The organism is Gabonia massiliensis, from assembly GCF_001403595.1.
GTDB classification, from domain to species: Bacteria; Bacteroidota; Bacteroidia; order Bacteroidales; family Coprobacteraceae; genus Coprobacter; species Coprobacter secundus.
In genome coordinates this window covers 1028051-1043437 of record NZ_LN877939.1, presented here as the reverse complement: position 1 = coordinate 1043437, position 15387 = coordinate 1028051, and the positions used below count along the sequence as shown (strand labels likewise).

General features: G+C 36.1%; 7 protein-coding genes and 1 pseudogene. 4 read left to right on the top strand and 4 right to left on the bottom strand.

Features of this window, described 5'->3' with window-relative positions:
* Positions 1 to 42 precede the first annotated feature (42 nt).
* Genes BN2628_RS08970 through BN2628_RS08960 form a run of 3 tightly spaced genes read left to right on the top strand, consistent with a single transcriptional unit; the run spans position 43 to position 4881 of the window.
* Complete coding sequence (locus BN2628_RS08970) at positions 43 to 2358, top strand: hypothetical protein (RefSeq protein WP_154668439.1); 2316 nt, start codon at positions 43 to 45, stop codon at positions 2356 to 2358.
* A 58-nt stretch (positions 2359 to 2416) separates the two neighbouring features.
* On the top strand, positions 2417 to 4012 hold the full coding sequence (locus BN2628_RS08965) for a hypothetical protein (protein ID WP_154668438.1): 1596 nt from the start codon (positions 2417 to 2419) through the stop codon (positions 4010 to 4012).
* Between the two features lie 17 nt (positions 4013 to 4029).
* Positions 4030 to 4881, top strand: a complete 852-nt coding sequence (locus BN2628_RS08960) for an alpha/beta hydrolase (protein ID WP_044225610.1) — start codon at positions 4030 to 4032, stop codon at positions 4879 to 4881.
* A gap of 350 nt (positions 4882 to 5231) precedes the next feature.
* Here the strand turns inward: BN2628_RS08960 and BN2628_RS08955 are convergent, their stop codons facing one another.
* The 4 genes from BN2628_RS08955 to BN2628_RS08940 all read right to left on the bottom strand — a co-directional run bounded on the left by BN2628_RS08955 (position 5232) and on the right by BN2628_RS08940 (position 14860).
* The gene (locus BN2628_RS08955; RefSeq protein ID WP_074024073.1) at positions 5232 to 5774 is read right to left on the bottom strand and encodes a porin family protein; all 543 of its coding nucleotides are present in this window, start codon (positions 5772 to 5774) and stop codon (positions 5232 to 5234) included.
* Between the two features lie 305 nt (positions 5775 to 6079).
* A complete protein-coding gene (locus BN2628_RS08950) occupies positions 6080 to 7828 on the bottom strand; it encodes a DNA/RNA non-specific endonuclease (RefSeq protein WP_055096917.1) in 1749 nt (582 codons plus the stop codon).
* A gap of 154 nt (positions 7829 to 7982) precedes the next feature.
* Positions 7983 to 10301 (bottom strand): translocation and assembly module lipoprotein TamL, encoded by a 2319-nt coding sequence (locus BN2628_RS08945; RefSeq protein ID WP_055096915.1) that lies wholly within the window; start codon positions 10299 to 10301, stop codon positions 7983 to 7985.
* Positions 10298 to 14860 carry a translocation/assembly module TamB domain-containing protein gene (locus BN2628_RS08940; protein WP_157256068.1) on the bottom strand — a complete coding sequence of 1521 codons (4563 nt, stop codon included), beginning with the start codon at positions 14858 to 14860 and terminating at the stop codon, positions 10298 to 10300. The genes BN2628_RS08945 and BN2628_RS08940 overlap by 4 nt, the downstream gene beginning before the upstream one ends.
* Before the next feature lie 315 nt (positions 14861 to 15175).
* Between BN2628_RS08940 and BN2628_RS17610 the strand changes: the two are divergent.
* Positions 15176 to 15387 (top strand): annotated as a pseudogene (locus BN2628_RS17610) (PepSY-like domain-containing protein); the annotation flags it as partial.

Below are 15387 nucleotides of genomic sequence, written 5' to 3'. Positions count from 1 at the left end.
ATTTTAAGAAAAAATACTTATAAGATTTAGAAAATGGATGGTATGAAGAATAGATTTTTGATTGTTATAATTGCCTTTTTCTGTGTCGTTTTTTATTCGGTGAGCCAACCTTTGAAGATAGATATGCAGTCTGTTTTTAAAGGTGACTATAAAGTTCAGGTTTACCAGACCGACATGGGAGGAGGCGGATATATTACGGGTATCGTTCAGGACAAAACGAATCCGGATGTATTGTATGCCCGATCGGATGTTGCTGGTGTATTCAAGAGTGTAGACGGGGGAAAATCTTGGATACCTCGAAATGGAGGGTTAGATAAGATGTCCGATCATTATTGCCATTCGATGGCATTGGATCCATTCGACAACCAGTCGTTATTGCGTGCTACAGGAGATGTTCGTGATTTCCGTTTTATCGGACGGATTCATAAATCGACGGATGGAGGTAAAAGTTGGTATTTGGTAAAATCGGGTTTAGACTATTATGGAAATGGTCCTACTCGTCAGTTCGGGGAATTGATATGTTACAATCCGAATAAAAAGGGTGAAGTGGCTGCCGGTTCGTATTCGAAAGGAATATGGCTGAGCAAAGACGGAGGAGAAACTTGGAAATATTCAGGATTGTCAGGTGACCGTATTTCGTGTGTCAAGTTTGATAACAATCGTATTTATGTAGGTACGATTTCGGACAAAGCGATGTTTAAAGGTGATCTGGATAAGAATAGAATAAAAGAGAAGTTGGCCGAACTTCAAGACTTTCCACGAAATAAGACCGGACGTTTGTATATGTCGGATGACGGGGGCAAACATTGGCAAGTTTTATTTGAAAGTGATAAAGCTGCTTTATATGAATTAGTGATTGCAGATAATGGAAATACGGTGTTGTTCGCTTCTCAACCAGGAGTATATCGCAGTACCGATGGCGGGCGGAGCTTTTCGATAGTTGAAGATTTGCCTCATCAACTGAAATACCGTACGTTAGTGCAATCCGATTTAAATCCTGATGTCCTTTATGCAGCAGAAGAGTTTCCTACAAAATATCCGGTGACCATCTATAAATCTGAAGATAAAGGTGCATCATGGCTCCCTATTAGTCCGAATTGTAAACCGGAAAACATGTTCGAATTTCCTAAAGAATGGCATGGACGTAGGCCCGAGAAAATCGGTAGTGCCGTTTCTCATATTTTGCCAGATTGCAAGGATCCGAATAAACTATATATTTCGAATTGGTGGGGTGTGACGATTACTTACGATGCCGGAAAGAATTTTTATGGACATCAATTTAAAGGTATCGGAATCATTTGTTGCGAAACGTTGATAAAACATCCCACTCTGGATGGCGTTTGGGCATGTGGGGTTTGTGACCATGCTCCAGCTCTTTCGTTTGATGACAGTAAGTCGTACAAAATGGCTCCGATAACGGTGGGCCCAGGAAGAACTGCCAGTTTTTCTATGCGTGATCCGGAGTTGCTTTTGTTTGCTGCTCAACGGAAAGGACAATATATGAGATTGTACAAGAGCAAGGATATGGGAAAGACCGGTCATATCGTATGGGAGCAGAAAGGTCAGAACTTTTTACAAGATATAAAAGAAGACCCTTTGGTACCGGGACGTTTTTGGGCTTATATGGAAGGTAATATCGATACGAATGTTGATGGTGAGATTCCTGCAGGGATATATGTTAGCAATGATTTCGGAGAGGAATGGGAAAAAGTGAATAATCCTTGTTGGGGAAATATCGAAACGTTACCTGCGGAAGAATTTAAAATCGACAAGGATTTGACACCTATTGTAAATTATCAGCATAAAAACGGATGCGGGACGGGCCAGATGATGGCTCTCGATTCGCAGAAAAAGGATGTTATTTATGTTGGAGAATGGACCGAAGGTATTTTCAGAAGTGATGATGCCGGAAAAAATTGGGAAAGAGTCGATAAAAAGTTACCGTTCGATAAAAAGAAAAATAGTGTTTTATCGTTGCTGTATACCGATCCGGATAAGAGCGGTGTCGTATATGCCGGTTTTTGGAATGGAGGGTTGTGGAAAAGCGAGGATTATGGTGAATCATGGTCTCAGGTAAAACCTCGGGGACTAAAGAAGTACAATGCCAGTTCATTTTCGATAAGTAGAGATAATAGTGGGCGTCCGTTGATGGTGTTGGCTTGCTCTAATCATCCTTTGGGGGATACGCCTACTCGTCTTTTTATCAGTACGGATATTGACGGAAAAGAATGGACGGATATTTATGATGCTTCGTTAGGTTGTTTACGTTGGATTTCAGTTGTTTCCGATGCAAAAAAACAGCGGATACATGCGGCAACGGCCGGAAGCGGAATATTTTATTTTGATATTTTTAAGTAATGTAATAATAGGAGATAAAGTATAAACCGAAATAATAAAAAAATATTGTAAAATGAGTATGTATAAGAGGATAATAGGGATATTTATTTCTACAATTCTATGTGCCGGTTCGAGTGCACAGAAATTCACTCCGTATGAGTATTTATTAAAGTTTGATTTCGATGAATTGAATAAACGTGCTGCTGCAGAATATTTGGTTCCTGTCAGACCGGGAGATGGCAAAAAATTCCCGTTTTGGAACGGCTGTGCTCCATCGTTTATCTATGCTCCGGTTTTTGAGTTCGCTCCAGTAAAAAAAGCAGCTTACTATGTTTTTTCTATAAATGATACCATTACATTTAAATCTAATTCGGTGTTGTCATCTTTGTCTCAAGTGTGGGATAAAGTTCCGGTAGGAAAAAACAATGAATTGGTAGTGAAGTCGTTCGATAAGAAGGGACAATATATAGGGGATGCCGGTCGTCGCACATTTGAAAAAAAGGCGGTATTCGAAGGTCCATATATACAGAATACCCGTTCTTATAAAGAAGCAGCGTTGAAAGGAATGTTTTATTTTTGTCATCAACCGTATTTCAAACATTGGATTACTTCTCAGGAACCGGATATGAGCTATATTCATAATGCGTATCCTTGTAAGATTATCGGAGCAACAGTATCGATGGCAGTTATGATTGCGAAATTCAATCCCGATTTCGGAGAGAGTGCTGAGAGGATCGCGAAAAATGCGGCACAGTTTTTGATAAATCAAAGTCGTCCGCAAGGTACGTCTTTGGCATTTTTCCCTCCGACTTATTATGGAAATCAATTGACTGCCCGAAGTCCGGAGAATATCGGGAAGACGATGATGATGGAAGCGGTGCAGGCAGCTAATGCTTTTCTCGATTTGTATGATTTGGTGCATGAAGAGATTTATTTGAATCAAGCATTGGGAATCGCTCGGACTTATTTGAATACACAGTCAGAAGATGGCTCATGGCCTGTTAAAGTAGATTTCGAAAGCGGAGTTCCGGTTAATGATGTGAAAGCTATTCCGATAGATTTGATTTCTTTTTTTGATAGATTGAAATCCCAATATGGATATACAGACTTTAGTTCTGCTCGGGAAAGAGCATTCAATTATATTAAAAAAGAGATATGTCCGGCTTATGATTGGCATGGGCAATTCGAGGATGTTACCGTATTGCTTAAACCGTATGATAATTTGACGAATTGTACAGCTGCGCCTTTTGCCAAGATGGTGCTAAATGATAAGAACTCGACAAAAAAAGATATACAGTATGCTTTGGAGTTGATGCGTTTTTGTGAGGATCAGTTTGTAATATGGGATACCCCTAAAGGTAAAAACGGTATTTATCCGATAGGGACGCCTTGTGTATTTGAGCAATATCATTATCAGACACCGGTAGATGCCAGTGCTTGTAATGTGATAAATGTCTTGATGGCAGCGTATGATAAGACGAAAGATCCGCTATTATTGGCTAAGGCTGTAAGTCTGGCGAATACGATTACGGTATGGCAAGATGCTTCTTCCGGATTCTTGGCTACGTTGTGGATAGTGAGACCGGGAAAAAGTTTTTGGATGAATTGTGCTCTTGAATCAGTGAAAACTCTTCTCTTTTTAGATGAATATATCAGTGGATTAACTGGAAATTGAATATTTTTCTTTAATATATGATTTCATTGTTGAAATATTTTTTGCCGCTTATTGGTTTGTGGGTATCTCTTCCGGTCATTTCTTCTGTAGTCGATACCGTAGAGGTGAGAAGTAAGAAGATGAACCGGGATATTCCTTGCGTCGTTATTACGCCTGATAGAATGACTGGTGGGTTTCGATGCCCGGTTTTATATCTTTTGCACGGGTATAGTGCAAAAGGATATAGGGATAGTCATAAAGTTTGGGTCGATAATATCAAAACTGAACTACCACGAATTGCCGACCGGTACGGAATGATAATCGTTTGTCCGAATGGGGAAAATAGCTGGTATTGGGATAGCCCAAAAGATAAGAACTCTCGATTCGAAACGTTTATATCAAAAGAACTGATAAAATATGTAGATGATCATTATTATACGGTTGCCGACAGAGATGGGCGTGCTATAACAGGTTCCAGCATGGGTGGACATGGTGCATTGTGGTTGGCTATAAGGCATCAAGATGTTTTTGGTGCTGCGGGCAGTATGAGTGGTGGCGTCGATATAAGGTCGTTTCCTGATAAATGGAATATTCATAGTCTATTAGGAGACCGAGCGAAGAATAAAAAAGTATGGGATAAGCATATGGTTATAAGCCAGCTTAATAAATTGAAAAATGGGAATTTAGCTTTAATAATAGATTGTGGGTGTGATGACTTTTTCTTATCCGTGAATAGTGACCTTCACCGAAGACTACTGGAGCAAAAAATTGATCATGATTATATTATTCGTCCAGGAGGACATACTTGGTCATATTGGAATAATTCAATTGATTATCAAATATTATTTTTTAGTAATTTTTTTTGTAAAAACAGGTTGAACTATAGATAAAATTTAATGTCGTAATTGGACGCTTGACTATGAAAATTGGGGTGCTATTATGTCTTTGATAATTTTTTGTAAGGCTTTTGGACACTTATTTGGAAAGATATAAGTATTTGAAATGAGAGAAAGATTGTAAATTATTTAACGGAGGCGTATTTTTAGTTCTGTTTGTGTGGGATAAATCGGTATAAATAGGGATAATAGGAGAATGTAAAAATGTGGTAGAGTATGTATTTTAATATGGATGTTTTTAAGTATAGCAATTGAATATCGGGTGGTTTCAGTTGTAACATAAAAGAAAACCGTATACCTAAAGTAAAGAATGGTATACGGTTTGGCATTATAAAAAATTTATATTAAAATTTCCATCCTAAAGCAAGTTGGAATACACTATTTTTAGGGTCAGAATCTTTAATTGCTTTTGTGGCACTAATAGTATAACGGAATCCTGCGGTCAGTCCCATTTCGGTTTCATATCCAAGTCCTACCCCAATAGCGAAATCACAAACGTTTGTAGCGTCTTTAATACTATAACTTTCGTCTCCTATTTTACTTTTTCCAACAACTCGAAAACCAAGTTGGGGACCAAGTTCCAGATTTAGTCCTTTCCACAGGTACCCTTTTACCATAACAGGGATTTGTATATAATCTAATTTGGCTGCCACCTCATTATATTTACCTCCTTGCATGGCATATTGTAGTTCTGGTTGAAGAGCTACATAATCGTTGAAACGAATATTGGCAAACCCTCCGATTACAAGACCGGGACGAACATGGTATGATGTTTCTGTCAAATTTGCGAGAGAAAGTCCTGCTTTAACTCCGAATCCAATTTCTTGACCGAAAGAATAAATGGCTGTAAGAAATACCATTGTTGTTGTAAGTACAAATTTTTTCATATTTCTTTATTTTGTGTCTTGGGAGGCAGCGAGACAGATTCATTTATAAAATATGACCTCCACAACACTTCTGTTGCATATTTTATTATGCAAAATAAATGTATTGTATTTATTGTGTCAATGTCAATTTCTCTGTTTTTATGTTCTTTTTTAATGTTTTTTGTAAAAATGTGCTTTAGGTTGAAATTTTTTGAGTTGCTAAATAATTCTTTTATCTATGATTTATATAGAAAATCCCTGCAAATATATGTTGTATATGTTGCAGGGATTTTTGTAATTAGAGGTTTGTATGATAAAATATGTGTTTATAATGACCAGTCAGAAGGTGTACATTGTTCCTTTACGCTTTCAGGAATTACTGGGAAAAATTTTATACCGGTCAACTGTTCTATTTCGGTTACGGATTTGCAATAGTTTTTTAATAGGCTGGCATCATTTTCTATAGCTTTGTGTTCGAGCCAAAAACCGATGGCTTTCAGCTCATTTGCCGAACATTCAGGTATGGGTTTTCCGGAAGAACCACTTCTGGTGCGTAGTATGACTTTAAAATAATGAGTTGGAACTGGGCAGTCTTTTGAGATTTGACTCTCATTATTACCGTTACAGCCATCCCTTGTTGTTGTATAGTTGTTTCCGAAGTAGCAACCTGTAACAACGTAAAGTGTATCATTGCAAATATTATCTCTGATTTTTCCTTCTAATGTACCCCAGATACCTCCATTAAAGTCTCCTGATTGGGGGGTCATGTTGGACGCGTAGAATGTCTGATTGTTTAATTCATCATTTGCCGTACGGTCAGCCGACGGAATTTGATGTCCTCTGGAATAATTTCGATAAAATGTTAGTCCATCTGTTCCATATAATTTAGGTTGATATTGTTCTTCTATTAAAGGATCAGCGGCCCAAGCCTCGGTTCTTCCACTTCCTCCCCGATAGGACGAATGTAATGGATATGCAACCCAATGTGCAGCATGCATGTTTTTATCGAAACACATCGTATAATTTCGAACTTTTCGGTTATTTAGGGTTGCAGAATGAGTGATATATTGATAATTATTTATAGTAAGATTTAATTGAGGTAATTCTACCAATGGATATTGTGTTACATTACCGAAATCAATAATATTTGTAGATGTGGTACCTGAGGATAGCTTGACGTCGTCGACACGTATTTGGTTAGAAACGGTTGTTTGAAAACGGAAATGTAAAGTTGAAGTTTCTTGTTTTAATGAAAAAGAAACAGTGGCTAAATCCCATTCTTTACTATTATCCCTGCTATAAGTCAGAGGTATCCAAGATATTCCGTCTTTGCTTATTGATATAGTTAGATGAGAAAAATTGAACGCATTGGCTTCTTGGCAGCCAAATGTAAATAAAAAGTCTTTTTGGTTGTTCGGGATGGTAATATTTTCTATAACAAAATAACTGTTTGCCGATGAGAAATAAAGATTATTTGCTCCGGAGGCTTGTCCTCGATAAGCGTTTGTAGGATTAAAGTTAGAGAACCAATCGTTTCTAACACTTAAACTTATAAAAGAATAGGTAACAGTTCCACTCCCTTCTCCGTTTTTATTATCCCAGCCATTGAATTGGTCAAGATATGGCCAATAGGAGCCATTATAAGTCTTGGTGGCAATTTCTTTATCAAAGTTATTACTATAATATATTGTTGTATTGATATTATTTTTTCGTTTGACAGTAATTTCTTTTGATATAACATTTTTAGGTGTTTTTGCCTTAGTTGTGATAGTCAGTTTATAATTTTCACCTGAAGGCAAGTCTTTTATTGTAATTTTATCTTCTCCGGCATCTCCGGTATTTTTATCTATTTTTAGAGATTGATGACTGGTTGTTGCTTCCCAGGGATAATTACTTTTGATGGTAATTACATTTTTACTGGCATCCGATTCATTGAATGTCAATACAACATGTGATACGTTTAGAAATGCATCTTCTTCATTTATGGGTTCGTCATTTTCGTTAGAATCAGAGCACCCAGACATAACAGATGATAAAAATACCAAGAGTGAAACGTAAAAAAACAGATTTTTCATGAAATTCTTTATTATTTGATAATATAAATGCAAATTAAGGTTCTAAAACTATATGTAGAACTATCAATGCGTCAAATTAATCATTCAAATTATCAAAAAAGCTTGTTTTGATAATTTGAATGTAGTAGAATATGACGATTTTATATCTGTTTTTTTAGAATGGATAACCGATTGCTAAATGAAATCCTAAACTGTTCTTGAAACTTGACATATTATAATAATGCGGTTTATCAGGATTTTCATATGGAGCATGCAGTCCGATTCCTAAATCAGCTCGGAGTACGATATAGCTTATGTCATAGCGTAGTCCGAAACCCGTACCTAAGGCGATATCTTTTCCAAAAGTTTTTAGTTCCAGCTTTCCACCAGGTCTTTGCGGGTCATTTTTCAGTAACCAGATATTTCCGGCATCCATGAAAATTGCACCATGAAGGCTTCCCATAATTTTGAAGCGGAACTCGACATTGGCTTCGAGTTTGAAGTCTCCAGTTTGGTCAAAATATCCATTCGCTTTATCGGCATCGGGCCTATAGCTTCCAGGACCGAGAGAGCGGATTGTAAATGCTCGTATGCTATTTGCCCCTCCGATATAGAATTGTTCACTATATGGCATTACTTTAGAATTGCCATATGCATGTCCAGCTCCTACCATAAATCTGGATGCTAACCAGTTGTCTCCCCACAACCTGCGATAATATTTCAGTTCAGTCGTCCCCTTTACAAATTGGGAAAATTGATTTCCAAAAAGTTCTTTCTGGCCTTTTTTCCCTGCTAAATCCATGATTCCGGCTAAAATATTTCCAGCAGAAGTAGCAGACGTTTGCCAGAATATTCGATTATTTTGATTTTTCCCAAAACTTCGATCAAATGTATAAGTGTATCCGGTTGTAGGAATAAACTGGTTTTTGAAACTCAGAGCAATAGCTTGGTTTTCTTCCAAAGTTTTATCGAATGAGCTGGTTGTATTTAAAAGTTTGTTATATACCAGCTTTACTGGGGTCAAAGTATGATAACTTGATGAAGAAGTTTGAAAATCATAATTAGCAGAAGCGTTGAATGATAACATACGGAAATAATGCGGACGATTCATTAAGTCAGCTCCCAATTGGAAATAAGTTTTTGCGCCATATTTCCTGTTGTGCTTGATAAAGCGAGGTACTAATAAGCGTGGAAAAGTTAATGTACCGTTGATGCCTAATTCGTATGAGTTCAATAACGATGATTTAGCTCCTTTTACTTTTTTGCCGGTTTGCCATTCATATGAACCATTAAGTTTTACGGATAGAATTTCTCCGGCTCCGAATAAATTCTTTTTGCTGACACCAAAAGTCATGCCGGGTCCGATAAAGCTGTTAGACTTAGAAGATACATCAACTTCAAATTCTGATTCGAGTGGGATGTCGAATGCAGCATCGATAGCAACATTTAATGAATCAGATCCTTTTAATGAATCTATGGGAGTTACATTCAAATTTACATAGCGAAATATATTTAGTTTGCTCAAATTTGTTTGACTTTGGTCTTGTTTTTCTACTGAATATATTTCTCCTGGTTGTAATGTTATATTACTGGGCAATACAAATTTTCGTAGATGCATTGGTTTCTGAAAGGTAACTTTCATATTCTTATAATGTAAGCTGTCTAGATTTCCTTTTCCGTTTGCACTTGCCAAAAATACATTAATGTCTCCTACTTTATAAGCTTTTAAAGCTTCTGCAGGAACTCCTTTTCCAATAATCATTTTTAAATTTATGCCAAAAGCTTTTTGCGTTGTATCAGCCAGATATTCAATATATTCAGGACGAAAGTAAAAATAACCGTTGTTCCTTGCCAAAGTTGCGATACGACTTCTTTCGGCAGATAAAGTGTCAATGTTATATTGTGAACCGACATGAAGAAGAGTATTTACTCGGCTACTGTCGATTAGTTGAGTAAGCGGGGATGTCGGTTCTGGAAATGAAATACTGTCATAGAAAGATGGAGGAGGAACTATGACTTTATAACTGATTCTTGCCTTTTTTTTGTTCTTTTTATTATATATCAATTTATATTGAGTATGAGCACCGAAATAACCGAAATTGCTCAATATATCGTCAACGACTTTTACTCGCAATTCTGGATTTACATTGGATATTAGCACAGGTTCTTTGGCAAATTTGTTATAAAACCAATGTTTAAAACCTTTTTCTTTTTTAGGAGGATTCATATGATTATAAACCCATAGACCAAAAGGAAACGGAGAACGAATATATGGACTGAAGAGGGGATTATTAGGTTTTACTGAAAGGGGAGACTTGATGGCCGATTTAACTTCTCCGGGAACTTTCATCCCGTTAGCTCCTTCTATTTCCATTTTTTTTACTCCGGTATATAAAACATCTCCTTCTGCCAAACGTTTAGTTGTAGAGCAGCTGGTAAATATGAAGAATAGTGATAGTAAAACTATATATATGTTGTAAAAGAGCTGTTTCATTTTTCAGTATTTTTAGATTTTCTTGAACTGATGCGGAATAGCTCACTTAATTTGAATAATTTTTTACGGACAACAAATCCAACTCCAGTTTGTGTTATTTCTCCTTCAAGAATACTTTCGTAACCCGTATGGTGGAAGAGTTTAATTAACATGTTTTCTCTTTTATCGAGCATATATTCCAAAGAAACGTCATCAATGAGGTTTTCTTTTAAATTCTGATTGGTATTATCATCAGGGCTGAAACTGCCGCCGATAACAACTTTAAATCTGTCATTAAAAAGAGTTTTTGATACTTGGTAGGAGTAGTCGGTGTGGGTTCCTGTGCCTCCGGGAGTTCCATCGTCATAACTATCGATTCCAAAACTGACATCGATGTTTTTAAGGTTGTTTTGTGCCCATTGATTTAGCTCTTTTGTTATAAAGGAGTTTAGTGGATTACCTGTTGCAATTTTGGAAGATGAAGACCCTGGTCCCGAATATGTATTATATATAAGTAGGTTCATTGCTTGTGTAGCCCTTTGTTCTGCAGTTAGAGCCATAAGTTCATTTTGAATTGTCAGGTCTTGTGGTGCTGATACGTCGAATGTTATAGCTAAGTTTTCGAGCGAATTTTTTATATTAATGCTGACATCGAATGTGACCGGACGACTTGTTTTATCATCTTCAGTAACATTGATGCGGAGAGGGTCTATAGCTGTAATGTTCATATTGGGGTCTGCTATGTTTCCACTCCAGGAAACATAACTGCCTTGTTGGATATTAAAACTTTTCTCTGCAATAATAGGAGGCGAATAACGTACAGTTCCTCCTGTCAGCTCATATCGTCCGGTAAATCGGCTATCACCGAGTGAATTCATGGAATAGGACAGATTGCCTCCGCCTTGCAGATTAATTCGATTTTTACCGTCGGCCGATAGATTGACAGCTAATTTTACAGCACTGGCAATGTTTACATTTACAAGTATATCCATCCCTCCGATACGGGATACGGGTATGGAGTCTTCTTCTACGACTGTAGTATCATTAAAAGAGACGAATGTAACCATATTTTGAGTTTCCTGTTTTATATCCAGAGGTGAGTCTTGCATTACATAAGTTACATCTGTTCCGTTTAATAATCCGATATTGCCTCGCAACCTTAATTCATCTACAGCACCATTTACGGTTAAATCAAGGTCCGAAAAAGCTTTTCCATAGACCATTGATTTATTATTCTTGGATACGTTAACTAATTGGAATTCTGTTGCAGTTATTGATAAGTTGGTCAGGATGTGAGAAAATTCTTGAAAGTCAACATTCCCATTAATAACTAAAGGTTGTTTGTTAGGACCGTTTATAGAATACTTTTGGAATAATATTTGGTTGTCGACTATTTTAAGTTGATCTGATGAAAAGCCAAAGGATGTACCTATCATGGGGACATTTACAGATGTCGACATTAATTGCAAATATCCGTTGATGAGAGGTGAGTCTGTATTTCCTGTTATTTTCATATTCCCTTTTAGGCTCCCTTGCAATCCAGCCATTCCAGAGAGAAATGGATTTACAGTCTCAAGTGGAAGTGATGGTATATCGACAGTTACCCCAATAGAATTTTTGTCATTTGTATCGTAATTACCTGAAATAGTTAAAGCTTTGGTTTCGTTTATTATTAAATCTGCATTGACTTGTTGTCTATTGATCGAATCGAGTTTATAATATACACCTAAATTGATGTCCCCGATTCTTTGTTTATTATAATTCATGTCGGAAATACCGATAGAACCTTGTACATCTACTTGTTGTTGAGGGAGATATAAGTTCATATTTGTAGAGAAGATGCCTCCTAATGGTGGAGCAAAAGGAGAAACACTTAATAGAGATGCAATGTCCAATCCGTCTATTTTTATGTTTAGTGCTCCTTTTTTATATATGTTTTTATCGGCGGGTTGAAGAATTATATTTTTACCAGCAGCTTTCATTGTCAGGTCTGCATCCAAGCTGTTGTCAAAGAAATATTCAATAAAGTTATTTTTATTGACGGTCCATGGTTCAAATCCGAGTATTGGGTCAGGTAAAAAAGAAATTCGTACTAAACTATCTTGTAGCCATGCTTCATAACCAAAGTTGAATCCCTGTTCTCCTGAACGATTCTTTTGTTTGCATCTCATCAACATATGATTGCTCTCTATGTATCCAGACATTCCTACCTGTGCAGCTTGGTCTAAATTTCCTGGAACATTTCCGATATGTAAATGGTATACAATTTTAGAACTGTCACGTCCTTGATGTGCATACATGCGTATCGTATCAATTTGTATTCCGCTTTTGACAAGTTGATCGATGTCGGCTTTTATATGGAATGGGCGTTTTTCTGAAGATTCTACTTCAACTCCAGCTTGTTTAAAATCTATTCCTGCAGGTTCTAAAATAGATTTTAAAAAATCATTTTTGGATGCTTGAGCTGAAAAAGAGAATGGTGGAAGTTGCTGTTCTAGGGATGCAAGATTAAATTGCCATTCTTGCAGTTGTTTTTCCAGTAATTGTTGGGTATTTTCAATTCCCTTTGTTAGTATATCTATTCCTACCGGAGAGTCAAAACGGACAGATATATTATCAGCTGCAAATTTACCGTGAATGAAATCTTTGTCAACATTAGTATTGAGAGTTATTTGTTTTAGTTTATTCTCTTTGGAATTCATTCTTAATATAAAGTCCTTGATATTGACATTCGCTGAATACTTATCTTTTTGATCAGTTGATCCTTCAATATCAAGATGCATACCCATCGAAAGAGGTGAAGAAGAAAAATGCATTTTTTCTAAGTTTAATTGGTTGACAGGACCAAAAATATGAGCTTGAATGAGGTCAGGGCTCAATACTCCATTTATTTCTAAGTCTATATCCAGAGCTTCAGCATTACAAGATAATGCCCCACTTAGTATTTGTTTGTTTAATGAGGCTTTCAGTTCTATATTCTCATAATTATACCCATTATATTCTGCTTGATTTATGTTTATTAAAGCATTGGTAAATGTTTTTTCTGAAAGAAAGTCAAAGCCTTTTCCTTTAGCTTTGGCTTTGACAGATAATAGACCGAGAGAGTCTTTCGGCAAAAAACTTTTTACAGAAAAAGAATCAATAAGTAGAGCCATATCATAGACTTCTCGTTTTGGATTTATAAGTCCAGAGAGCGAAATTTTTCCATTGTCTGTGATAAGATACATATCTGGTCGATAGTTTTGTCCTGCAATGGATATTTGACCGTTAAGCTTTATGTTGTTGGGAATTATAATACGGTTTCGTAAAGCTGTATCAAGCAAAAGAGTTTTTACAAAATCTAAATGATTGAAATTTCCCTGCCATTTAAAATCACCGCTCATTTTCTCAGGTTGAGTGATAGAGTTTAGATTTCCGTTGCTGGTTAATACTGCATGTCCAGGAAAGTTTATGTTTATCTCTTTTATCTTTACTTTTCCTAAAGTTCCTGTAATGTCAGCGTTTGCAATAAGTTTTTCCACAGGAAGTAGTTTTAGTTCCTTTTTTATAGAAGGATATAGAGCATAAATATCGGCAATACCTATTTGTGCATCTAACAAGAAAGATAAAGGTGTTGAGGGGGCCATTTCTGATATAGACATCCCTATATTAGCCTTAGCTCGTATATCAGAAGTATATGTTTTCAGTGCAAATTTTTGTAAAGACAGCTGCACAGAATCCATAAAGAATATACCGTTACTTTGGATGATAGAAATCCCGGACCGTTCATTTAGAGACAAATGTTTGAGATTAGCTTCTATTTTACTACCTCGATTATATAAAGAATCGATTAGCATATTAATGTTGTTGGCAGAGATGTAGTTTAGGTCTAATCCTGGTTCCGGTATATGATTAGGAAGTCCGTATGTGGCCTGATTATCAGTTAATTTTATGTGATTAGCTTGTACAGTCCACGGGAGAGATGCTTTATCAGGTATATCGGACTGTGTTTTATTATATCGGGCTGTATCGGCCAAATATGAATATTGGCCTTGCTCTATCAGTAGCGAGTTTACATCAACTGTTTGTTTTCCTAAATCAATAAGTCCTTGTTTAAGCAAGGCATTTTTGATTTTTACACATAAGTCTGTTTGAGGCTCAGACATTTGCATTGTAAAAATTATATCTGAAAGTGCAAGTTTTCGTACATCAAAAATCCATTTTATCGGAGTACTTTCTGATTTTAGTGTGTCAGGCTCGCTTTCTCCTAAAGAGAGATTAACCTGTCCTCCCTTTAATATTATTCTTGGAATTTTTGCCTCTTCTGTAACTAAGTTTGCTGAATTTACAGATAATATAAAATGTTGGATATCACCTGAAATCTTAAATTGGGAAGTACTATCTGAATAAGAGAATTGGGTATTTTTAAATGAAAATTGATTGACTTTTACTTGTTTCTTTAATAACGGATTCAATGCAATATCCAAATGTAACTCTTCTGAGTGAAGAAGTGTATCTCCTTGTTCTGTAATTACCTGGCTATGTTCTATGACAAGGTCTAAAGGAAAAGAAAGCCTAATCCTTTCGATTGAAATTTGCATACCCATATTTGTTGAAATATATTCCGTTGCAATATTTTTTATCCAATTCTGTATTGTGGGTATATATAATAAGACCGGTAATGAGATAAGAATTGCCAGTATACAAATAAGAAAAACAATAATATATTTAAATATTCTTTTCATAAAGATTTGAAACCCTCCGAGTATTGCATATTTAGTGCTAAATATACACAAACTTACTGAAATGGAAAAAACAATTTTCTATTTGTTATGCAACATCTGTTTATATATTTTAATAAACATCTTGTCTATAGTTTTGTTTAATAAAATAAGATGAATTTAAAATATAGATTTATGAAAAAATTGATATTTACGTTGGTCCTAGTATTAGGAATTGCTGTACCTCTAGTGATGGCAGGAGATAATAATCGTATTTCGTACGACCAGTTACCATCGGATGCTCGTAATTTTATCGAAAAAATGTTCCCAGGAATGAAGGTTGTAAAATGTGAACGAGAAATGCCTTGGACCCGGTATGATGTAAAATTGGCAAATGGGTATGAACT